Below are 21,266 nucleotides of genomic sequence, written 5' to 3'. Positions count from 1 at the left end.
GAGAAATCGCACTTGTTCAGCTTTGGAGACATCATGGCAGAGGCGCTCGGCCTGATCCTGACATGGGATCGGGATCTGAGCGAAATCGTGCTCTTGTCGCTGCGCGTGACGCTGACGGCGGTGGCCATCGCCTGCCTGATCGGCCTGCCCCTGGGCGCAATCGTGGGCGCGTTTCGCTTTCCCGGGCGCGGCGTGGCGACCGTGCTGCTCAATGCGCTGATGGGGCTGCCGCCGGTGGTGGTGGGGCTCTTCGTCTACCTGATGCTGTCCAATGCCGGGCCGCTGGGCATCCTCGGCCTGCTCTACACCCCCTCTGCGATGATCATTGCGCAAACCATCCTCGTCACCCCCATCGTGGCGGCGCTGACGAAACAGGTGGTCGAGGACCTGCACGGCGAATATGCCGAGCAATTCGCCTCTTTCGGACTGACGGCACGTGAACGTGTGGCGGCGCTGTTGTGGGACGCACGCTATAGCCTGCTGACGGTTGCACTTGCCGGCTTTGGCCGTGCGGTGGCCGAGGTGGGCGCGGTGCTGATTGTGGGCGGCAATATCAACCACGTGACGCGGGTGATGACCACGACAATTGCATTGGAGACCTCCAAGGGCAATCTGGAACTGGCACTGGCCTTGGGTGTGTTGCTTCTGGCGCTGGCTGTGATCGTCAATGCCGCGGTGATGGCGCTGCGGGCCTCGGCGGTGCGGGCGGCCTATGCTTGATACGGCGAGGAATATCCGCACCGAAAGCGGTGCCGTGACGCGGCCGCTGCTGGAGGCGCGGGGCTTGCGCTTTGCGGCGGGCGGGCAGGCCCTCATTCACGGCATTGATGTGACGGTAGAGCCGGGCAAGCGCACCCTTGTGATGGGCGCGAATGGCAGCGGCAAGAGCCTGCTTTTGCGGCTGCTGCACGGCTTGCTGACGCCCTCTGCGGGGCAGGTGTTCTGGCGCGGCAATGCCCCCGACCGCGCCGCGCGGCGCGCGCAGGCGATGGTGTTTCAGCGCCCGGTCATGCTGCGCCGCTCGGTGCTGGCCAATCTGAATTTCGCGCTGAAGGTTCACGGCCTGGCTGGGCGCGACCGCGCAGACCGCGCAAACGAGGCGCTCGAGATGGCGCGGCTGACCGATCTTGCAACGCATCCCGCGCGGGTGCTTTCGGGCGGCGAGCAGCAGCGCCTCGCGGTCGCCCGCGCGCTGGTGTGCGAGCCGGAGTTGCTGTTCCTCGACGAGCCGACCAGCAGCCTTGATCCCGCCTCGACCCAGATGATCGAGGATCTGGTCAACGCCGCCCATGCGCGCGGCGTGACCATCGTGATGGTCACCCATGACATGGGCCAGGCGCGGCGCATGGGCGACGAGGTGATATTCCTCCACGCCGGGCGCGTCACGGAGCGCGGCCCGCTCGACAAGGTGCTGGGCGCACCGCGCTCGGAGGCCGCCCGCGCCTGGACGCAGGGGCGGCTATATACCCCGGCCAATCTTTAAAAACCAACCGAACAGGGAGTTTCCAATGTTCAGACGTCATCTTCTTTCGCTCGCCATGGGCACCGCACTCGCGCTTGGCCTCTCCGGTGGCGCGCAGGCGCAGGACGAGTTCATCGTGGTGCAATCGACCACCTCGACGCAGAACTCGGGCCTGTTCGACCACATGCTGCCGATGTTCGAGGACAAGACCGGCATCGCGGTGCGGGTCGTGGCCGTGGGCACGGGCCAAGCGATCAAGAATGCCGCGAATGGCGATGGTGACGTGCTGTTCGTGCACGCCAAACCGGCGGAAGAGAAGTTCGTGGCCGAGGGGCACGGCGTGGAACGGTTTGACGTGATGTACAACGATTTCGTCATCGTCGGCCCGCCCTCAGACCCCGCGGGCGTGGCAGGCTCGAGCGACGTGGTTGCGGCGATGACGAAGATCGCCGAGTCCGAGGCACCATTCGCCTCGCGCGGCGATGACAGCGGCACCAACAAGGCGGAACTGCGGCTGTGGAAAGAGGCCGGCATCGACGCGCAGGGCGCCTCGGGCGGCTGGTATCGCGAGACCGGCTCTGGCATGGGCGCCACGCTCAACACCGGCACGGCGATGGGGGCCTATATCATGACCGACCGCGCCACCTGGATCGCCTATGGCAACAAGGGCGACTACCAGATCGCGGTCGAGGGCGACGAGAGGATGTTCAACCAGTATGGCATCATCCTCGTGAACCCGGAGAAACACGCCAGCGTCAAGGCCGAGGCCGGGCAGGCGTTCATCGACTGGGTGCTCTCGGATGAGGGGCAGACCGCCATCGCGGGCTACAAGGTCGATGGCCAGCAGCTGTTCTTCCCGAACGCCGGGGGCTGACACATCCAGTTTGGCGCGAAAGCCGTTTGCAAACGGCTTACAAAGCGGCGTCCACGCCGCTTTCACGCGCTTTGCAAAGCGCGTGGGAAGGCCCTTGCAAGGGCCTTCTCCGACCTCACGGCGAGAGCCAGCGCACCTGCCCCATCGGGGCGAGATCATAACCGCCAAGCGCCGCGGCCTTGGCCACCATCGTGTCGGATCGCATGAAGGCGACAAGGCGCTGCACGGGGTCGGTGAAATAGATCCGCCGGTCGATCAGCAGATCGAAGCGTTCCTGCAACAGCGGCCGAAAGGTGAGGCGGAACTGCCGCGCCATGGATTCGATGCCGAGCGTCGCCTCGGCCTCGCCCGCCGCCACCGCCGCCGCCGCGTCGCTTTCGGTATGGGCGGGGCTTGTGGGCGTGAGGATATCACCGGGGGCAAGCCCGGCCTCGCGCATCAGGCGATCGAAAAGCGCCGTGGTACCGGCCCCCTCCTGCCGCAGGATCACCCGCCGCCCGCGCAAATCGCCGAACCCGCGCACCATATCCGCCACCGAGGGCGTCAGGATCAGGCCACGCTCCCGCGCCGCCCAGCCGATCAGCACCGCGTCGCGCAGCCCTGCCGCCTCAAGCGTTGCGATATTCCAGCCGTCGGCGTCGGGGATGTGCAGCCCGGCGAGGCCCGCGCGGCCCTCGGCAAACCCTGCCAGCCCATCGCAGCTGCCATTCCAGAGGGTCGCAAGCCCGGCCCCGCTTTCACGCAGCGCCCAGTCGAGCAGCGGATCGTGCGAGCCTGTCACCAGATCCGGGCGCGTGGCGGGGTGCAACGCGCCCTCGCCTTCGATCCAGGCGGTGAGTTCGCCTTGGGGAAAGAGCAGCTTGCCGGTGATCTTGCGATGCGGAATTTCACCGGTCGCCACCATGTCATAGACCTTGCGCTCGCGCACGCGCAGCAGGTCGGCAACTTCCTTGGTGGTCAGATAGGCGGGGTCCATCGGCTCTCCGGATCGCTGAGGCATTGCCTTGTTCCTAGCCCATTCCGAGCCGGAAATCAGCAGGAAAGCGTGCTCAGAGCCGGTTGATCGGCAGTTTCAGCATCGGGTTTCCGTCGCGGTCGCACGGCACCTCGCCCGCACGCATGTTGACCTGCAAAGATGGCAGGATCAGCCGGGGCATGTTGAGCTGCGCGTCACGCTCAGTGCGGAACTGGACAAACTCCTCGCGGGTCTTGCCGCCGCCCACGTGGATGTTGTTGGCCTTTTCTTCGGCCACCGTGGTCTCCCACGCGATATCGCGGCCACCCGGCCCGTAATCATGGCACATGAAGAGACGCATGGCGTCGGGCAGGCCGAGCACCTTCTGGATACTGTCGTAAAGTTCACCCGCATCGCCGCCCGGGAAATCGGCCCGCGCCGAGCCGCCATCGGGCATGAAAAGCGTATCGCCCACAAAGGCCGCATCGCCCATGACATGGGTCATGCAGGCGGGCGTATGGCCGGGCGTGTGAATGGCGAAACAGGTCATGCCACCCACGGTATAGGTATCGCCATCCTTGAACAGCCGGTCGAACTGGCTGCCATCGCGCTGAAACTCGGTGCCCTCGTTGAAGATCTTGCCGAAGACATCCTGCACGACCATGATCTTTTCGCCGATGCCGACCTTGCCTCCAAGACGCTCCTGAATATAGGGCGCGGCAGACAGGTGGTCGGCATGCACATGGGTCTCGATGATCCATTCGAGGCTCAGGCCTTCACGCTCGATATGGGCGATCATCGCGTCGGCCTGATCGTAGGTGATCCGCCCCGCCGCCATGTCGATATCCATCACGCTATCGACCACCGCGCAGGCGTTGGAGCCCGGATCCTTCACCACGTAGCTGATCGTGTTGGTGTCCTCGTCAAAGAATGCCGTGACCTGCGGATGCACGTCCTTGTTCACCGGGTAATCGCTCATGCCATGGCCTTCCGTTCTGCCTGTTTCGCCTGAACGAGGCGCGCCACCCACAACCCGACGAGCAGGGCGGCGACAAAGCCCACAACCTCGACCTTGCCCGAGCCGAGCGCCGGCACGGCGGCACCGGGGCAGAACCCGGCAATGCCCCAGCCGATGCCGAACACCGCAGAGCCGCCGACCAGCCGCGCGTCGATATCGCGTGCCGCGGGCAGTTGGAACCTCTCTTCGATGGCAGGTTTATCACGCCGCAGCACGACGCGATAGCCGATGAAGGTGGTCACCAGCGCGCCGCCCATCACGAAGATCAGGCTCGGGTCCCATGTTCCGGCGATATCGAAGAAATTGAGCACCTTGGCCGGGTTGATCATGCCGGATATGGCGATCCCCACGCCAAAGATCAGGCCGACGATGAAAGCGGACAGCAAGCGCATCTCTCAGCCCCCCATCACGTGACGGATCACGTAGACGGTGACGCCGCAGGTGATCATGAAGGTCACCGTGGCGACCATCGAGCGGGGCGAGAGCCGCGCATTGCCGCAGACCCCGTGCCCCGAGGTGCAGCCCGAGCCATAGGTCACGCCGATGCCCACGATGAACCCGCCTATCAGGATCATCGGCCAGCTGACCGGCACATCGACCGCAGGCATTTGCCCGCTCAGCGCCAGCACCTGCAAGGGCCCGGCGATCATCCCCGCGACCATCGCCGCGCGCCAGCCCTTGTCGCCGGGCGCGGTGCCTGTCACCAGCCCCGACAGAATGCCCGTGGCCCCCATCACCCGGCCTTGCAGGAACATCAGCAAGACCGCCGATGCCCCGATCAACACGCCCCCCGCCAGTGACATGAGCGGGGTGAATTCCGTCTCGTACCCTGTCATTTGTCGTCTTCCTTCATCCGTCATGGGAGCGCCTCACGGCGCGCCGATACATATTCATGACTGAATATATGAAAGAGCGGTCTTTTTTTACAGGGCTAATCCAGCGTCCACAGAAATGTGACCGGCCCGCGCGCAGCCTAGTCCTTGGATTGTGCCGCGCGCAGGGTGCCACGGGTGATCGCCACGATACTGATCACCGTCAGCGCCCAGAAGAACCAGGTGATCGGCCCGCGCAGCAGGATATCGGGGCTGCCGCCCGACATCAGCATGGATTGGCGGAAATTATCCTCGAGCAGCGGCCCGAGGATGAAGGCGATGAGGAAGGGCGCGGCCGGGATGTGATAGCGTGCCATCACGAAGCCGACCCAGCCCATCACGAACATCACGCCCACGTCGAAGATGTTGTTGTTGACCGCGAACACCCCGTAGATGCACAGCACCAGCACCATCGGCATGAGAATGCGCTTGGGGATATCGGCCACCGGGCGAAAGCCGCGAATGGCCAACCCTCCGACGACGAAGAGTATTCCCGAGGACAGGATCAGGCCGATGAAGAGGCCGTAGATGATATCGACGTTGAGCACGAACATCATCGGCCCCGGCTGCAGCCCGTGCACCATGAAGGCCCCGATGATGATCGCGGTGATCACGTCGCCCGGCACGCCCAGCGCCAGCAGCGGAATGAGCGTCGCGCCCGCCACGCCATTGTTGCCCGCCTCGGAAGCTGCCACACCCTCGATCTCGCCCTTGCCGAAATTCGCCTTGTTGGGCGATTTGCGCCGCGCCTCGGAATAGCTGAGGAACGCCGCCGGGGCCGCACCGATGCCGGGGATGGAGCCAAGAAAGACCCCGATGAAACTGCCCCGGATGATCGAGCGGAAGCTGCGCTTGTACTCTGCAAATGTGACCCATTTGCTGCCAAGCTTTTGCACCTTGCCCATGTGACCGGTGGGGTGCCAGACCATGTTGATCACCTCTGGAATGGCAAAGAGGCCGATCAGCACGGCGATGAAATTCAGCCCGCCCATCAGGTTCGGATCGCCGAAGGTGAAGCGGTTGGTGCCATAGACCAGATCGAGGCCGATGGTGGCCAGCAGCAGCCCCAACAGCGCCGACAGCGCGCCGCGCAGCAGGCTCTCGCCCGAGACGCCCGCGATGATCGTCAATGAGAACAGGATCAGTGCGAAAAACTCCGGCGGGCCGAAGCTGAGCGCGAAAGAGGCAAGGAAGCCCGCAAAGAAGATCAGCGCAAGGTTCGAGACGAAATCCGCCGTGCAGGACGCCCAGAGCGCCATGCCCAGCGCGCGCCCCGCCTCGCCGCGTTCAGCCATCGGGTGGCCGTCGAGGATCGTGGCCGAGGAGGCCGGCGTGCCCGGCGTCTTGATCAGGATCGCCGGGATCGAGCCGCCGAAAATGCCGCCCTTGTAGACGCCCAGCAGCAGCAGGATGCCGTTGATCGGTGCCATCGGAAAGGTAAAGGGCAGCGCCAGTGCCACCGCCATGGTCGCCGAAATACCGGGGATCGCGCCACCGACCACGCCGATCACCACGCCGATGGCAAGTGACAGGAACGCCTCCCAATTGCCGACAAGGGCCAGCCCCGCCATCACGCTGTCAATCAGGCTCATGGCAGTCTCACCAGTTCACCTTGCGGAATGGCAACGCTCGCCACATGCGCGAAGAAGGCATAGAGCACGAGCGGCACCACGATTGCGCAGATGAAGGCCGTCGCCGGGTGGCGCGTCTTGACCAGAAAGGCGAGCGCGACAAAGGCCAGCATGGAGGTCCAGACCATGCCGAGCCAGGGCATGACCCAGAAGGTCGCCACCATCAGCACCGCCATCGCCGCGAGGCGCAGCATGCCCTGACGCGGATCGTCGATCGGTTCATTGACCGGTTCGCCGCCGCCCAGTCGCTGCCGCCCCGTCAGCACCAGCGCCAGTCCGATCAGCCCCGTGAGCCCACCGAGAATGTAAGGCCAAAAGAGCGGCGACAGGACGATATTGCGCACATTGCTGGGCGACGAGACCCAGTTCGGAATGGCATATAGGATAAGAAAGAGGGCCGCGATGATGGCCCCGATGCCCAGTTGCACCTGCATTGCCCGATGGCTCACACCTGACCCTCCCCGATCAGATTACGGCGATGATAGCCCCGGGCGCAGGACAGCCGCGCCCGGGACGTTTGTCAATCAGGCCTCAGCCTTCGATCCGCATGCCCAGCTTGTCCACCAGCGCGCGGAAGGTCTCGTATTGCGTCTCGATGAAGTCGTTTGCCTCTTCCGGGCTCATCACCTCGATCACCGAGCCGCGCTCGGTCATCTGCTCGACAAATTTCTCGTTGCCAGCCGCCTCGGCAATCCATTCGCCCCATTTGGCGGCGACGTCATCAGGCAGGTCATCCGGCCCGGCGATGCCGGTCCAGCCAACCAACTGGGTGAGTTCAGATTTTCCCAGTGAACTCGCCGATGGAGCATCGAATCCCGGCACCGGCTCGTCCGTCGTCACCATCAGCGGCTTCAATTGCCCATTGGACACGAAACTCGCCAGCGCCGAAGTATTGGTGCACAGGAACGTCGCCGTGCCGTTGAGAACCGCCGTCGCCGCGGCACCGCCGCCCTTTTGCGGGATATGCGTGGCCTTTTCCAGCGGGTCCTTGACGCCGAACTCATCGAGCACGAACACCGCCGCCAGATGCAGCATCGACCCCACGCCCGACGAGCTATAGCTGGTGCCCTCGCTCTCGGTCAGGCTGACCAGATCCTCCATGCTCTCGATGCCGGAATCGGGCCGCACCGCACAGGCCACCGGGTTGATCTCATAGACCGTGACAAAGCGGTAATCATCGAGCGTGTAGGGCAGCGTCGCCTTCATCGCCGGGTTCACGGAATGCGAGCCGACACGCGCGAACAGCATCGTGTAGCCGTCGGGTTTGGCGTTCTGCACCGCGACCGAGCCGGTCGCCCCCCCCGCGCCAGTGATGTTCGACATGACCAGCGTGCCGCCCACCGCGTTGCCCAGAGGCTCGGCGATGGTGCGAGCGGAAATGTCGGTGGCCCCGCCCGCGCCATAGGGAATGACCATGTTGATCGGGCGTTCGGGATATTCGGCCAGCGCGGGTGCCGCCGCCAGCCCCAGACCCATGGCGCAAAACGCGCCCAGATGTCTCAGTTTCATTCTGTCCTCCTCCTCTGTCGCGGCGTCGCGGCGCGGGTCGTGATCGCGGATTGCAACGCCTGCCGGTTCAGGTGTAACTTTAAGCCAACCTTAATATAAGCAATATTCCGTTACAGCTTACGTTAACAAAGCTTACGGTAAAGGCAGATCATGTCAATCCGACGCCTCCGCACCCTGATCGCCGTGGACGAGCACAAGACCTTCAGCGCCGCCGCTGATGCGGTGTTCGTGACCCATGCCGCCGTCAGCCAGCAGATGCGCAGCCTTGAGGAGGAATGGGGCGTCGCGCTGTTCGACCGGTCGCGGCGCACGCCGGAGCTGACCCCGGCAGGACGCGCGCTTGTCGCCCGGGCGCGAGAGATCGTGCGCGCCTATGACGGGATCGTGCCGTCGGTTCTGGGCGATGAGGGGTTTCAGGGCGAAATCTCGCTCGGCGCGGTGCCGATGACCCTCACGGGCCTGACGCCCCTGTCGGTGAGACTGCTGAAGCAGAGCTTTCCCGACCTGCATGTGCGCATCGTGCCCGGCATGACGACCGGGCTCATTGCCGAGGTCGAGCGCGGCGCGCTTGATTGCGCGGTGCTGTCGCGGCAAGGGCCGTTACCGCCCGAGATCGATCATGCCGATATCGCCCGCGAACCGATGGAGTTGCTGGCCCCCGAGGACACCATAGGTGACGATGTGCGCGCCCTTCTGGCAAACCATCCCTTCATCCGCTTCAGCCGCGACGCCGTGGTGGGCGGGCTGATCGACGGCTGGCTGCGCGAGCAGTCCATCGCCGTCAACGTGACCATGGAATTGCAGGGGCTGGAGGCGATTTCCAGCATGGTTCTGGCGGGGCTTGGCGTCTCGATCGTGCCGGCGCGCTGTGTGCGCGGGGCAAACCCCCTGCCCCTGCGTCGCCTGCCATTGCCCGAGGGGGCACCGGTCCGGCAACTGACCCTCGCGCATCGCCGCGACAATCCCCGCATCCGGGTCATTCAGGAGATCCACACCGCCCTGCTCGGCGCGGTCGAGATCGGGACGTTCAAACCGGCCGTGGCGGGCACCGCCGCATGACGCCCGAGATCGCGCTGTATGTCGCCGCAGGCGCGCTTGCGGGCGGGTTGATCAACGGGCTGGCAGGCTTCGGCACCGCGCTTTTCGCGCTCGGGTTTTTCCTCAATGTGATGCCACCGGTGCAGGCGGTGGCGGTGGTGGTCGTGCTCTCTGCCCTTACCGGCCTGCAAGGGCTTTGGATCGTGCGTCATGCCATCGGCACCAACAAACGACGCCTCGCGCGATTCCTGCTGCCCGGAATCCTGGGTATTCCCCTGGGCGTGCTGGCCCTGTCGGTGCTGGACGCGCGCAGCCTGAAACTGGGGGTCGCCGGGTTCCTGATCCTTTATGGCGGCTATTTCAGCCTGCGCACGCATCTGCCCCGGTTTGAACGCCCGACGCCGGTCTGGGACATGATCGTGGGCTTTTCGGGTGGGGTGCTTGGCGGTGCCGCCTCGCTGTCGGGGGCGCTCCCGATGATGTGGTGCGCCCTGCGCCCCTGGCCCAAGGCCGAGACGCGCGCCGTGCTGCAACCCTTCAACGTGACGGTTCTGGCCCTCACGGCCGCCGCGCTCGCGGTGAAGGGCGCCTATACCCGCGAGACGCTGATCTACCTCGCGCTGGCCTTGCCGCTCTCGGTCATCGCCGCGCAACTCGGCATCGCGATCTTCAAGCGGCTGCCGGATGCAGCCTTCAGGCGGCTGCTGATCGCCATGACATTCATTTCCGGCGCGGTGCTTCTGGCGCGCGAGATGATCTGATAGCGTCCGCCCTTACCCGATCACCTCATCCGAGCGGTCATCGGTTTCGCCGTAGCGCTTGAGTGTGGCGGGGCGGGTGCCTTCATAAACGCGGTCGAGGTTTTGAACGATCTTGGCATTCTCGCGCTCGAAGAGGCAATCGCCATTGAGATCCGAGGCCACGATGAACGGCCCCATCTTGTTGCAGCGGATGACCCACATCGCCTGTGCCAGCCCCAGCTCATCGCGCCAATGCACCGCCTCGACCTTCTCGATCCCGCGCCCGAGCAAAGCGCCGGTGCCGTAGCCCACGGTCGACAGGTAAATCGCGCCATTGGGCACGAAATATTCCTTGTAATCCTTCGACGACATGCCGCCCTTGCCGATGATCAGCCGCGCGCCGGTTTTCTCCATCCATTCCGGCAGCCACTTGGCAAAACGGAACGAGGCCGTCGCCGTCACCGCCCCCATGTCGAAGCTGCCGTCAGACCGGATCGCCGCGGCAGGCGAGCAATGGAAATTCGCCGCGCTCTCGCCCGGCAATTCCATCGGGATATTCGCCTGCTCTTCCAGCGCGCGTTTGTAGACGCCTTCGCGCGCGGTGTAGAGCAGACCGTCGAGATAGACGATATCGCCCAGCCGCAACTCGGCCAGCGCCTCGGGCGTCGGCGTGGTGCTGAGGCTGATTTCACGGGGTTTTGTCATTCGGCCGCCTCCTGCGCGCTGCCCGGCCACTCGACCGTCTCGCGCCGCTGATAGGGGGTGAACCAGTCGGGGTCGGTGCGGTATTCCACCCGGCCATCCGGATAGATGCGCGCCACCGCCCGCCGCGACGACAGGCAAAAGGCATGCACCGACATCTGCATGCCCCCGGTGTGGCAATAGCCGACCTCGATGTTGCAATCGACGACCATGTTCTTGCCGACAAAGCCCATCGCGCCCATGCCAATGGAATTGCCCAGATCCTTGAACTCGCGCTCCAGCGCCGCGATCTTGGGGTCCGGGTTTTCGCTGCCCACCACGCGCAGGCAGGCGGCGCGCTTGCCCAGCACCATGCAGGTATCCTTGGAGCCGCCAAGCCCGATGCCGATAATCGCTGGCTGACAGGCCAGCCCGCGCTTGCCGAAGGCCACGAGGCTGTCGAGATAGAACCGCTTGATCCCCTCGATCCCGTCCGAGGGGAACAGCATCCGGTAATCGGTGCCAAAAAGCCCGCCCTTGTGCACGGTGATGAGGTCGATCCACTCGCCCCCCGGCTCATAGCCATATTCGATCTCGGGCGCGCCGATGCCGACGTTGTTATTGTGATCGGTGCGCCAGAGCGGGTGCACCCGATTGGGGCGCAACGGCACGCCGTCGGTCGCCTGCGCCGTGGCCCGGCGGAGCGCGGCCTCAAGCGCCACCGGCCCGCCCTCGATCTGCGTATCGTTGCCCATCTTGACGTACCAGCGCGGACAGCCGGTATCGCCGCACATGGCGCGGCGGTCCTCCTTGGCGGCCTTGTAATTCTCCAGCATGGCTTGCAGGACGAAGGACGAGAGGTCCCCGTCCTCGGTCTCGGCGGCGTGTTGCAGCCCGGTCAGGTAGTCGTCGGGGATCTCGATCGCCGCCTTGTCCATCAGCGTCCCGGCGGTGGATTGGATTAGGGAGATGGGTATCATGGGTTGGCCTTATCGAGGTTATGTCTGTTCTTCACCAAAAGGCCCCATCGCTCCAGCTTTTCGGGATCGTCGCGGTGTGGGTCATCATTTTTTCGGTCACTAGGTTGCTGCTGAAAAGCCACAGCTCCTGCCCGGACCAGAAAACGCCGCAACTCATCATCTTCAAATCCTCGGATGTGGTGCTTTATTGTCTTGAAGCTCCGCATCTCCCACCCCCGATTACCCAAAAGTTCAATGATTGCAGCCTCCACTGAGTGTTCGAGCTTGAGCTGCGTTCTGAGTCGCTTCTCTTGGGAACGCGATGTAAGATACGCTGTAACAATCGCAGTCAAGAAAGATACCCCCGCTGCTAGTATGGCGGCATCGAGCCAAGGACTTGCCGCAGCTATTTCTGCAGCATTTGAAGCGTTCGTTTCCAACCTCTGCTTCCTTTCTATTGTGCTGCCACCAGTGTTTCGGGTGCGCCGTCGGGCATGATCGTCTCGCCCGGGCGCACCTTGGTGAATTGAACCGGGTCACGGCGCACGTCGAGCGCTTCGCCCGTCTGCGTGACCACGGTGAAATAGGACGCATCGAGATCGCCCGTCTCGGGGAAATCCTCGCGGTAATGCGCCCCGCGCGAGTTTTCGCGGGCAAGGGCTGCCAGCGTGATCGCCTCAGATATATCACAAAGCGAGCGGAGATTCAGCCAGTCATGCCAGGTGAGGTTGAAGGCGAGGTCATCGCCCGCGACGCCGACCTCCATCAACTCCTTGGAAATCTCACCAACACGGGTCAGCCCGCGTTCCATGCCGGGAGCATTGCGCATGACGCCCACATCCTCCCACATCGCCTCTTGCAGGGCGTGGCGCATCGGCTGCACGAGGTCCGGCTTGCGGCTGAGCGGATGAAGGGCGCGGTCCACTTCGGCCTGCAAGACTTCGGGGCAGGGATCGCGTAGCGCGCCCATGCTGCGGATATCCGCGCCCATCACATCGCCCGCCACCCCGCCATAGACGGTGGAATTGGCCACACCATTGCCGCCGAGGCGATTAGAGCCATGTGCGCCGCCTGCGTCCTCTCCGGCGACGTAAAGCCCCTCCATCGCGGTGCGGGTGCCGGCATCCACGACCACGCCGCCCATGAAGTAATGCGCGGTCGGCGCCACCTCGACGAGGCCCCCCGCCAGATCAAAGCCGCTATCGGCGCAGCGTTTGACCATGCCGGGGAATTTCGCGCGCACATGGTCGGGGCCGAGATGGGACATGGAGATGAAAACGCCGCCATTATCCGTCGTGTTGTTCTTGCGCATCTCGGCATAGATCGCGCGGCTGACCACGTCGCGCGTCGCGCGCTCGCCCGATGCGTCATAGTCGAACATGAAGCGGTTCTCGGCACCGTTGAGCAACCGCCCGCCCGCGCCGCGCAAGCCCTCCTCCAGCACCGTGCCGGTCATCCGGGTGTGATCGCCGGCCAGCAGGCCGGTGGGATGAAACTGCACCATCTCCATATCGCGGAGTTCCAACCCCGCGCGCAGCGCCATGGCCAGCCCGTCCATCGTCTTGTCGCCCGAGGGGGTGTTGTACTTGTACATGGTCGGGCCGCCGCCGGTGGCCATCAGCACCGTCTTGGCCCGGACAAGGCGAAAGCCCCCGGTGCGCATGTCGATGAACAGCACCCCCGCGAGCGCATGGCCGTCACGCGTCGGGATCAGGCCGATGGCGCGATGTTCCTGCAACTTCTCCACGGGCCGCGCCAGAACCTGCTCCATCAACCGGCTAATGATCTCGATGCCGGTCAGATCGCCCTTGTGCACCGTGCGGTCGGCGGTCTGCCCGGCAAAGGCCTTTTGATGCAGGGTGCCGTCGGGGTTGCGGTCGAAATAGCAACCGATCTCGTTTTCCAACTCATGGATGCGCACCACCGCCTGTTCGCAGAGCCGCCACGCCATGTCCTGATTGGGCAGCCATTTGCCGCCCTGAATCGTGTCCATGAAATGCCGCTCGACCGTGTCGCCCCCGCCCAGGGCCACGTTATAGCCGCCCTGCACCATCCGCGTGCAGCCGCATTTGCCGATCAGGCCCTTGACGGCGATGGTGATGCGCGTGCCCGCAGGCGCCGATTGCTGCGCGTGGAGCGCCGCAAAGAGGCCCGCGCCGCCGGTGCCGATGATCAGGATATCGGTATCATGCCGGTCAATATGCGCCATCAAATCGCCCTCAGGAAGAATGTGCCGGACAGGAACAGCGCCGCGCCGATGGCGGCGGCGGCAAAGGTCTTGTGCCGGTCGGACCACGGCAGGAATTCCAGTGCCAGCAGGCGCAGCCCGCCGCCCATGTGCACGGCGAGCAGGAAGACGAGGCCAAACTCGGCCAGCTTCACCAGCGGGTGGTCGGCGAAGGCGAGGAAGCCGTCGAGCGTGGCGGGCGACGTGACCGCTTGAGACAAGAGCCACAGATGCACCGGCAGGAACAGCGCCAGCGCCAGCCCCGACAGACGGTGCAACAGGAAGGCGAGCCAGAGGGGGTGAGAGCGGGGCGGTGTCTTCATGGCAGAGACACCGCGAATACCGCCAGAATACCGACGTAAAACAGACACGCGCCGATGCCCCACATCAGCCAGTCCAGCACCCGCCCCCGCAGCCCGGCCCATTCATGCGCGATGACACGCAGACCGATGGCGGCATGGACCGAAACGGCGATAACGAAGGTCCCGTAGAACAGGAACCACAAGAGGCTGCCCTGCGTGCGACCGAGGATTTCGGCGGTGGAGAGGCCGCCCTGAATGGCGTAAATCATCACCGCGATATGGCCCAGAACGAAGGGTGCCATTACCAATGCGCTCAGCCGTTGCGCCATGTAGAGCCGCAGATCAAGCATCGCGCTTGCGCCCCCACGCGGCGCGGACCGTCTCGCGCTTCAGCCCGGCAATCGCGCGCATCGGGTTGAGATCATTGGGACAATATTGCGCGCAACTGCCCATCGAGTGGCAGTTGTGGCACCCGCCCTTGCCCGACACCGCCGCGAGAATACCGTCGCGGTCCGCGTCACGGCTGTCGTTCAGAAGCGTCCACGCCCGTTGCAGCGCCGCCGGTCCAAGGTAATCGGGATTGCCCGCGACCGTATCGCAGGCCGCATAGCAGATGCCGCAGTTGATACACTCGATCCCGAGATCGGCCTCGGCGCGGGCGGGCTCTTGCGATGTGACCGGATCGAACTCATCCCCGCGCCCGGCAGAGGGATGCAAGCGCGCCTCGGCGGCCACCCATTTGTCGAAAAACGGGTCCATGTCGGCGACAAGATCCTTTATTATCGGCAGGTTGCGCAGGGGCGCGATGTCAAGCTCACCGTCAGCGGCGACCTTCTTAACATGCGTCCGGCAGGTCCAGCGCGGCACGCCGTTGACCATCATCGCGCAGGAGCCGCACATGCCGACGCGGCAGGCAAAGCGATAGCTGAGCGTCGGGTCGGCCATCTGCTGAATCCAGGTCACCACATCGAGCACGGTCTGATTTTCATAGGCGGGCACGTCGAAGGTTTCCCGGCGCAGCGTCGCTTGCGTGCCGCGCTGCACGGTGACGCGCAAAGTGTCGGGCGTGGTGGTCACATGTCCCCCGGACGGTTGGTTTGAGTGTGACCTTGGTTATAAATATCAGCACAGCTAACAAAAAGGAATTAATTCTTATGTTTTCGGTTAGCTTTTCTTTCAATAAAAGGGGCCGACCCTCGACCGGCCCCTCTTTGTCATTGCGCAGGCTTCACCTCGAACCTGACCGAGGAATACCACTCGGCCACCGCGCGGATCTCATCATTGGTCATCTCGGCGGCGATGGGGCTCATCACCTCATGGGTGCGCTTGCCAGTGCGGAAAGCCTTGAGCTGGGTGTCGATATACATCACCGTCTCGCCCGCCAGATTGGGTGCATCCTCGATCTGCGCGATGCCATCCGCACCGTGGCAGGCGATACAGGCCTCGGGCGCGTTCGCGGGGTCCTGTCCCGGGCCAAGCGTGGCCACCGGTTCCTGCGCGCTGTACCACGCCGCGAGATCGGCAATCGCCTGATCGCTCAGGCTGCGCGCCACCACGCTCATCATTTCATGCACGCGCTGGCCGTCGCGAAAAGCGGTCAGCTGATGCTCGATATAGGCTGGGTTCTCGCCGCCGATATGCGGCACGATGGGCATTTTCGCATGTCCCTCGATACCGTGACAGGTGCGGCACTGCATGGCCAGCTTGCGCCCGGCCTGCGGATCGCCCGTCACATCCTGGGCATAGGACATCTGGGCGAGGAAAACCCCGCCCAGTGCCAGCAACATCATCTGTCGCATCAATTGCCCTCGTAGGAGATCCGGTAGAGCGCGCCCGCGAGATCGTCGGACACGAGGATTGAGCCATCGCGCAGCTGCGCCACATCGACCGGCCGCCCAAGGTATTCACCATCCTCGGTCAGCCAGCCCTCGGCAAAGGGTTCCATCGTGGCGTTGCCCTCGTCGTCGATATGGGTGACCATGACGCGCGCGCCCACCGGATCGGTGCGGTTCCACGAGCCATGCTGCGCCGAGAAGATGGCGTTCTTGTAATGGTCGGGAAACATGTTGCCGGTGTAGAACGCCATGCCGAGATCGGCGGCGTGGGCGATCGTTTCGACGGCGGGCATCACCACATCGACGGGCACCTCTTCGCCCTTGTACTCGTTGGTGCGCACATCGCCGCCGCCGAACCACGGGTGGCCGAAATGCTGGCCCATCTCGGTCTGGCGGTTCAATTCACCGGGCGGGATATCGTCGCCCATGCCGTCGACCTGATTATCGGTCCACCACAGCTCACCGGTTTCGGGATGGAAATCCTGCCCGACCGAGTTGCGCACCCCGTGGGTATAGACCTCGCGGCCGGTGCCGTCGGTATTCATCCGAATGATGCCGCCGATGCCCCATTTTTTATATTTTTCGAGCTTGTCCTTGGGGGCCACGTTGAACGGCTGACCAAGCGAGATGTAGATCTTGCCATCCGGCCCGATATCGCAGACCCGCGCGGTGTGGTTGAAGCTTTCCTCGTCCTCGGGGATCAGATCGCCCTTGGCCACGAGGTTGAATGCCGCCACGTCGGGGCTTTCGTAAAAGAATTCGGCGGCGGGGAAGAGCAGAACGCGGTTCTGCTCGGCGATATAGAGAAACCCGTCGGGCGAGAAGCAGGGGCCGTTGGGGATCGAGAATTGCAGCGAGGGCGCAAAATCCTTGACCTCGTCGGCGACGCGATCCTTGTTGCGGTCGGTGACCGACCAGACCTTGTCTTTGCGGGTGCCGACGAAGGTCACGATGCCCTGCGGGCCCACCGCCATGTGGCGGGCATCGGGCACCACGGCGTATAGCTCGATCTTGAAGCCGTCGGGAAGCGTGACCTTGTCGAGCGAGGCCTTGATCCCCTCGGCATAGTCGCCGCCCTGCTCGATGAAGGTGAACTCGGTGACGCCGGTGGTCTGGAAATTCGACAGCTTGTCGAGATTGTCCGGCACGTTTGCCGCCTGACCCTGCGCCAGACCGGCGGTGAGGGCGAGCGTTGCGATGGATGACAGCAGATGTTTCATATGGTTCCTCCCTGATACGTCTGTATGTCTGACCGCCGGATCACCGGCAGGCCGATCTTCAGCATGTGATCTCACAACGCTGAAGTGGCGCGCGCTCTCCCCTTCGCACACCGGTCGCGAATACCGCTTACGTTGCATTCACAAGCCGAGAGCCTACCGCAGTTTCCCTAAAGCGCAAGGGATTGCTGCGGCGATCCGACACAGACAAAAGGAGGGGGTCGGACGTGGCCCGATTGGAGCCGTGACGCGCTAGCCGCTGCCGATCAGAACGCCCGCCGCGAAGACCAATGCCCCGCCGAGAACAACTTGGAACGCCGCGCGGAAGAACGGCGTTTCCATGTATTTGTTCTGAATCCACGCAATTGCCCAGAGTTCGATGAAGACGACGACAAAGGCGATGATCGTGGCGGTCCAGAAATCCGGGATGAGATAGGGCAGCGCGTGGCCGAGACCGCCCACGGTGGTCATCACGCCCGAGGCAAGGCCCCGCTTGAACGGGCTGCCGCGCCCCGAAAGCTCTCCATCATCGCTGGCGGCCTCGGTGAAGCCCATGGAAATGCCCGCACCGACACTGGCCGCAAGCCCGACGAGAAAGGTGGTCCAGGTGTCCTGCGTGGCGAAGGCGGTGGCAAAGATCGGCGCGAGCGTCGAGACCGAGCCGTCCATCAGACCGGCGAGGCCCGGCTGCACCCATGTCAGCAAGAATTGCCGCTTGGAGGTGCGCTCTTCGGCATCGCGGGCGTCGCCGCTCAGGTGCTCTTGCTGCAACTCTTCGGCGCGGGTCTGGTGGCCCGCCTCGGCGGCGGCGAGATCGCCCAACAGCTTGCGGGTGGCGGCGTCGCTGCTGTGCTGAGCGGCCTTGAGATAGAAGGTTTCGGCGTCGCGTTCCATCGCCTCGGCCTCGTCGCGGATCCGCTCGATCCCGAGGTTTTCCACCAGCCAGATCGGGCGGCGGGCATAGAAGCCTGCCACATGTTCGCGGCGGATCAGCGGAATCACCTCGCCGAACCGGCTGCGATGCAACTCGATCAGGCGTTGGCGGTGGCCGTCTTCCTCATGCGCCATGCCATCGAACATGGCGGCGGTGTCGGGATAATCGGCGCGCAGCATCTCAGCATAGGAGCGATAGATACGCGCGTCGTCTTCCTCGGACGAGATCGCGAGAGCGAGGATTTCCTGCTCGGACAAATCCCTGAAGCGGCGGCGGGAGGAGAAACCGGGAATCATGGCGGACCTACTTTTAGAATGATTCTAATGTACTCAGGCGGGCAGAATATTCAATGGTCAAAGTCTCGACTGCATAAAGTAAACTACTTTGTTCACTTCGCGCTTGATTTCTAAACTGAACTGTTTAGATATTAGGTGAACCGATTAGTTCAGTTATGGAGTTGATCATGAAACCGATCCTGACCGCCTTAGTACTTGCCGTCTCTCTGGCCGCCTCACCGGCTCTGGCCTTCAGCGTTGACGCGAGCAGTCTGACCCCGACCCTCACCTACCCCGATCCGGACCCCGCACCGCAACCGGTCACCAAGGATCAGGGCGGAATCGCCAAGTAAATTTTGTCGGGCCGCTGACCCAGCGGCCCGCACCCCCGCCTCGCACGCAGATATGCTTGCGGATATCCGCCCTGCCCGACTACACTGTCCAGACCTGTCTGGAGGGGTTTAATGTCGGCACCGGCCGCGGAAATCAAAAAAGGGCGCAAGTTCGATCAAGTGCTCGAAGGGGCGCGGCGCATTTTCATGCGTGACGGGTTTGAGGGCGCGAGCGTCGATGAGATCGCGCGCGAGGCGCAGGTCTCGAAGGCGACGCTCTACAGCTATTTCCCAGACAAGCGTCTGCTGTTTTCCGAGGTGGCGCGAGTCGAATGCAATCGTCAGGCAGAAGAGGCGCTGGAGGTGATCGGCAAGGGCGCGCCGATCGAGCATGTGCTGCACGAAGCCGCAAGCCGGATCGTGAACTTCTTCCTGTCGGATTTCGGCCAGCAGGTGTTCCGCATCTGCGTGGCCGAGGCGCATCGCTTCCCGGAACTTGGCAAGCGGTTCTATGCCTCCGGCCCGGCGCTGGTGCGCGAGCGCATGAGCATGGTTCTGACCCCCTATGTCGAAGCGGGCGTGTTGCGGATCGAGGACATGGATCTGGCCGCCAACCAGTTCGGCGAGTTGTGCAAGGGCGATCTCTTCATCCGCTCGCTCTGCGGCATGTGCGGCGAGGTTACCGAGGCCGATATCGAGCGCGTGGTGAATGGCGCGGTCGAGATGTTCCTGGCGCGCTACCGCGCCTGATCCGGCCCGCGCCCGATCATGTCTCCGGCGATCTTTTCGGCGATCATGACGGTGGGCGCATTGGTGTTGCCGCCGATCAGACGCGGCATGATGGAGGCGTCGACCACGCGCAGCCCCTCCATGCCGTGCACCCGGCCCTGACCATCGACCACCGCCATATCGCCCCGCCCCATCGCGCAGGTGCCCACCGGGTGATAGATCGTGTCGGCGCGGGCGCGGATGTCGGCTTCCAGCGCGCTATCGCTGCCATCATGGGGATAGAGCCGACGCTTGCGCCACGTGGCGAGCGGAGCGGCGCGCAGGATCTCGTCCATCCGCCGGGCACCACGCTTGAGCAGGTCAAGGTCGCGCGGGTCGCTGAGGAAGGCGGGATCAATCAGCGGTGCATCGGCTGCGCGCGCCGAGCGTAGCGTCACGCGGCCCCGGCTATGGGGCCGCAGCACGCAGACATGGCAGGAGTAGCCAGGCCGAAAATGCAGCTTGCGCATGTGGTCATCGACCACACCGATCACGAAATGCAATTGCAGGTCTGGCCGGTCGAGGTCCGGCTTTGAGCGCAGGAACGCCCCCGCCTCGCCATAAGGAGTGGTGAAATGGCCCTGCCCCGTCTTGCGCCAAGTCAGTCCCGCCCGCGCCATCCGCCACAGCCCCCTGGGATCGAGGCTTATCACGTCGTCACTGTGAGAGCGTTCCAGCAGGGTGTAGTCGAGATGATCCTGAAGGTTCTCACCCACGCCGGGCAGATCATGGCGCGGCGTGATGCCATGGGCCTGCAATTCGTCCGACGGGCCGATCCCTGAGAGCTTCAACAGATGCGGCGAGCCGAACGCGCCGCTGCTGAGGATCACGTCGCGCGTGGCCTGCACCTCTTGCACGCGGCCCTTGTGGCGATAGCGCAGGCCGGTGGCGCGCTTGCCGTCGAGAAGCACGCGCTCGGCCACGGCATTACGGATCACGGTCAGGTTCGCGCGCCGCATGGCGGGAAAGAGATAGCCCGCCGCGACCGAACACCGCTCGCCACGTTTGGGGCCGTCGAAATACTGCGTCACCTGAAAGAGACCCGCCCCCTCCTGCCGGTTCCCGTTGAAATCGGCGTTGCGGGGGATTTGCAGGCTTTCGCAGGCGGCGAGGAACGCCTCCGAGACGGCGCGCGGGGCGTTCTGGTCGGCCACCTGAAGCGGGCCGTCCTGTCCGTGCAGATCATCCGAGAGGCGCGCGTTGCGTTCGGCGCGCCGAAACCACGGCAGCACGCTATGCCAGTCCCAGCCATCACAGCCGAGACCCGCCCATTCATCGTAATCGCGCGGATGACCCCGCAAATAGAGCATGGCGTTGATCGCGCTCGACCCGCCAAGCGCGCGGCCGCGCGGCTGATAGCCGCGCCGCCCGTTGAGGCCAGGTTGCGGCACCGTTTTCAGCGCCCAATTGTTGAGCCGGGGCCGCCCCGACACCATCGCCGCCACGAGCGCGGGGGCGCGTATCAGGATGTCGCGGCCAGAACCGCCCGCCTCGATCAGGCACACCGTGACTGACGGGTCTTCGCTCAGCCGAGCGGCCAGAACGCACCCGGCAGAGCCGCCGCCGACGATGATGTAATCATAGCGCATCTGCCCGTCCTCCTGCGGCAGAGCCTATGCCGAACGCCTGGGAACGCA

25 protein-coding genes are annotated in these 21,266 nt (G+C 64.2%); 7 read left to right on the top strand and 18 right to left on the bottom strand.

The genetic code is table 11. The features are described 5' to 3' along the window. Nucleotides 1–12 precede the first annotated feature (12 nt). Genes RID11_RS17910 through RID11_RS17900 form a run of 3 tightly spaced genes read left to right on the top strand, consistent with a single transcriptional unit; the run spans nt 13 to nt 2,336 of the window. Nucleotides 13–720 carry an ABC transporter permease gene (locus RID11_RS17910; RefSeq protein WP_350141565.1) on the top strand — a complete coding sequence of 236 codons (708 nt, stop codon included), beginning with the start codon at nt 13–15 and terminating at the stop codon, nt 718–720. After that, nucleotides 713–1,483, top strand: a complete 771-nt coding sequence (locus tag RID11_RS17905) for an ATP-binding cassette domain-containing protein (RefSeq protein ID WP_350141563.1) — start codon at nt 713–715, stop codon at nt 1,481–1,483. Before RID11_RS17910 ends, RID11_RS17905 begins: the two co-directional genes overlap by 8 nt. A 25-nt stretch (nt 1,484–1,508) precedes the next feature. Continuing rightward, a complete protein-coding gene (locus RID11_RS17900; RefSeq protein WP_350141561.1) occupies nt 1,509–2,336 on the top strand; it encodes an ABC transporter substrate-binding protein in 828 nt (275 codons plus the stop codon). Nucleotides 2,337–2,451: 115 nt separating this feature from the next. On the opposite strand, the gene RID11_RS17895 is transcribed toward RID11_RS17900, so the two are convergent. The 7 genes from RID11_RS17895 to RID11_RS17865 form a co-directional block, all read right to left on the bottom strand. Beyond that, on the bottom strand, nt 2,452–3,336 hold the full coding sequence (locus tag RID11_RS17895; protein ID WP_350141559.1) for a substrate-binding domain-containing protein: 885 nt from the start codon (nt 3,334–3,336) through the stop codon (nt 2,452–2,454). Between the two features lie 49 nt (nt 3,337–3,385). Then, nucleotides 3,386–4,270: an MBL fold metallo-hydrolase gene (locus tag RID11_RS17890; protein WP_350141558.1), complete on the bottom strand. Its 885-nt coding sequence runs from the start codon at nt 4,268–4,270 to the stop codon at nt 3,386–3,388. Then, nucleotides 4,267–4,701 (bottom strand): DUF6691 family protein, encoded by a 435-nt coding sequence (locus RID11_RS17885; RefSeq protein ID WP_350141557.1) that lies wholly within the window; start codon nt 4,699–4,701, stop codon nt 4,267–4,269. The genes RID11_RS17890 and RID11_RS17885 overlap by 4 nt, the downstream gene beginning before the upstream one ends. Nucleotides 4,702–4,704: 3 nt before the next feature. After that, the gene (locus RID11_RS17880; RefSeq protein ID WP_350141556.1) at nt 4,705–5,145 is read right to left on the bottom strand and encodes a YeeE/YedE family protein; all 441 of its coding nucleotides are present in this window, start codon (nt 5,143–5,145) and stop codon (nt 4,705–4,707) included. A 137-nt stretch (nt 5,146–5,282) separates the two neighbouring features. Beyond that, nucleotides 5,283–6,773, bottom strand: coding sequence for a tripartite tricarboxylate transporter permease (locus RID11_RS17875; protein WP_350141554.1), 1,491 nt, complete (start codon nt 6,771–6,773; stop codon nt 5,283–5,285). After that, nucleotides 6,770–7,261 carry a tripartite tricarboxylate transporter TctB family protein gene (locus RID11_RS17870; protein WP_350141553.1) on the bottom strand — a complete coding sequence of 164 codons (492 nt, stop codon included), beginning with the start codon at nt 7,259–7,261 and terminating at the stop codon, nt 6,770–6,772. Before RID11_RS17870 ends, RID11_RS17875 begins: the two co-directional genes overlap by 4 nt. 82 nt (nt 7,262–7,343) lie before the next feature. Continuing rightward, nucleotides 7,344–8,321 carry a tripartite tricarboxylate transporter substrate binding protein gene (locus tag RID11_RS17865; protein WP_350141551.1) on the bottom strand — a complete coding sequence of 326 codons (978 nt, stop codon included), beginning with the start codon at nt 8,319–8,321 and terminating at the stop codon, nt 7,344–7,346. A gap of 150 nt (nt 8,322–8,471) precedes the next feature. Here RID11_RS17865 and RID11_RS17860 point away from each other — a divergent pair, with 150 nt between their 5' ends. After that, nucleotides 8,472–9,380, top strand: a complete 909-nt coding sequence (locus RID11_RS17860; protein ID WP_350141550.1) for a LysR family transcriptional regulator — start codon at nt 8,472–8,474, stop codon at nt 9,378–9,380. Then, the gene (locus tag RID11_RS17855) at nt 9,377–10,120 is read left to right on the top strand and encodes a sulfite exporter TauE/SafE family protein (RefSeq protein ID WP_350141548.1); all 744 of its coding nucleotides are present in this window, start codon (nt 9,377–9,379) and stop codon (nt 10,118–10,120) included. The genes RID11_RS17860 and RID11_RS17855 overlap by 4 nt, the downstream gene beginning before the upstream one ends. 12 nt (nt 10,121–10,132) lie before the next feature. Here RID11_RS17855 and RID11_RS17850 read toward each other — a convergent pair whose 3' ends face one another. From RID11_RS17850 to mbfA, 10 genes are all read right to left on the bottom strand, one after another. After that, the gene (locus tag RID11_RS17850; RefSeq protein WP_350141546.1) at nt 10,133–10,804 is read right to left on the bottom strand and encodes a fumarate hydratase C-terminal domain-containing protein; all 672 of its coding nucleotides are present in this window, start codon (nt 10,802–10,804) and stop codon (nt 10,133–10,135) included. Then, nucleotides 10,801–11,760 (bottom strand): fumarate hydratase, encoded by a 960-nt coding sequence (locus tag RID11_RS17845; RefSeq protein ID WP_350141544.1) that lies wholly within the window; start codon nt 11,758–11,760, stop codon nt 10,801–10,803. Before RID11_RS17845 ends, RID11_RS17850 begins: the two co-directional genes overlap by 4 nt. Beyond that, nucleotides 11,757–12,179 (bottom strand): hypothetical protein, encoded by a 423-nt coding sequence (locus RID11_RS17840; RefSeq protein ID WP_350141543.1) that lies wholly within the window; start codon nt 12,177–12,179, stop codon nt 11,757–11,759. Before RID11_RS17840 ends, RID11_RS17845 begins: the two co-directional genes overlap by 4 nt. 14 nt (nt 12,180–12,193) lie before the next feature. Next, nucleotides 12,194–13,948: an L-aspartate oxidase gene (locus tag RID11_RS17835; RefSeq protein WP_350141542.1), complete on the bottom strand. Its 1,755-nt coding sequence runs from the start codon at nt 13,946–13,948 to the stop codon at nt 12,194–12,196. Continuing rightward, a complete protein-coding gene (gene sdhC, locus RID11_RS17830; RefSeq protein ID WP_350141540.1) occupies nt 13,948–14,289 on the bottom strand; it encodes a succinate dehydrogenase, cytochrome b556 subunit in 342 nt (113 codons plus the stop codon). Before sdhC ends, RID11_RS17835 begins: the two co-directional genes overlap by 1 nt. Then, nucleotides 14,286–14,618, bottom strand: a complete 333-nt coding sequence (locus tag RID11_RS17825; protein ID WP_350141538.1) for a succinate dehydrogenase — start codon at nt 14,616–14,618, stop codon at nt 14,286–14,288. The genes sdhC and RID11_RS17825 overlap by 4 nt, the downstream gene beginning before the upstream one ends. Further along, on the bottom strand, nt 14,611–15,345 hold the full coding sequence (locus RID11_RS17820; RefSeq protein WP_350141536.1) for a succinate dehydrogenase/fumarate reductase iron-sulfur subunit: 735 nt from the start codon (nt 15,343–15,345) through the stop codon (nt 14,611–14,613). The genes RID11_RS17825 and RID11_RS17820 overlap by 8 nt, the downstream gene beginning before the upstream one ends. Nucleotides 15,346–15,482: 137 nt before the next feature. Next, entirely contained in the window at nt 15,483–16,067 is a 585-nt protein-coding gene (locus tag RID11_RS17815; RefSeq protein WP_350141534.1) for a c-type cytochrome, read from the bottom strand. Then, a complete protein-coding gene (locus RID11_RS17810; RefSeq protein ID WP_350141532.1) occupies nt 16,067–17,323 on the bottom strand; it encodes a PQQ-dependent sugar dehydrogenase in 1,257 nt (418 codons plus the stop codon). The genes RID11_RS17815 and RID11_RS17810 overlap by 1 nt, the downstream gene beginning before the upstream one ends. A 249-nt stretch (nt 17,324–17,572) precedes the next feature. After that, a complete protein-coding gene (gene mbfA, locus RID11_RS17805; RefSeq protein ID WP_350141530.1) occupies nt 17,573–18,550 on the bottom strand; it encodes an iron exporter MbfA in 978 nt (325 codons plus the stop codon). Between the two features lie 167 nt (nt 18,551–18,717). Here mbfA and RID11_RS17800 point away from each other — a divergent pair, with 167 nt between their 5' ends. Together RID11_RS17800 and RID11_RS17795 are read left to right on the top strand one after the other, a co-directional pair. Next, entirely contained in the window at nt 18,718–18,882 is a 165-nt protein-coding gene (locus RID11_RS17800) for a hypothetical protein (RefSeq protein WP_350141528.1), read from the top strand. 111 nt (nt 18,883–18,993) lie between these two features. Beyond that, entirely contained in the window at nt 18,994–19,611 is a 618-nt protein-coding gene (locus tag RID11_RS17795) for a TetR/AcrR family transcriptional regulator (RefSeq protein ID WP_350141526.1), read from the top strand. Here the strand turns inward: RID11_RS17795 and RID11_RS17790 are convergent. Beyond that, nucleotides 19,599–21,218, bottom strand: coding sequence for a GMC family oxidoreductase (locus tag RID11_RS17790; protein ID WP_350141524.1), 1,620 nt, complete (start codon nt 21,216–21,218; stop codon nt 19,599–19,601). The two genes, RID11_RS17795 and RID11_RS17790, sit on opposite strands and share 13 nt — an antisense overlap. Between the last annotated feature and the right edge of the window lie 48 nt (nt 21,219–21,266).

This window comes from Roseovarius sp. (assembly GCF_040219995.1).
In the GTDB taxonomy this organism is placed as follows: Bacteria; Pseudomonadota; Alphaproteobacteria; order Rhodobacterales; family Rhodobacteraceae; genus Roseovarius.
This window is presented reverse-complemented; position numbering and strand designations above follow the sequence as displayed.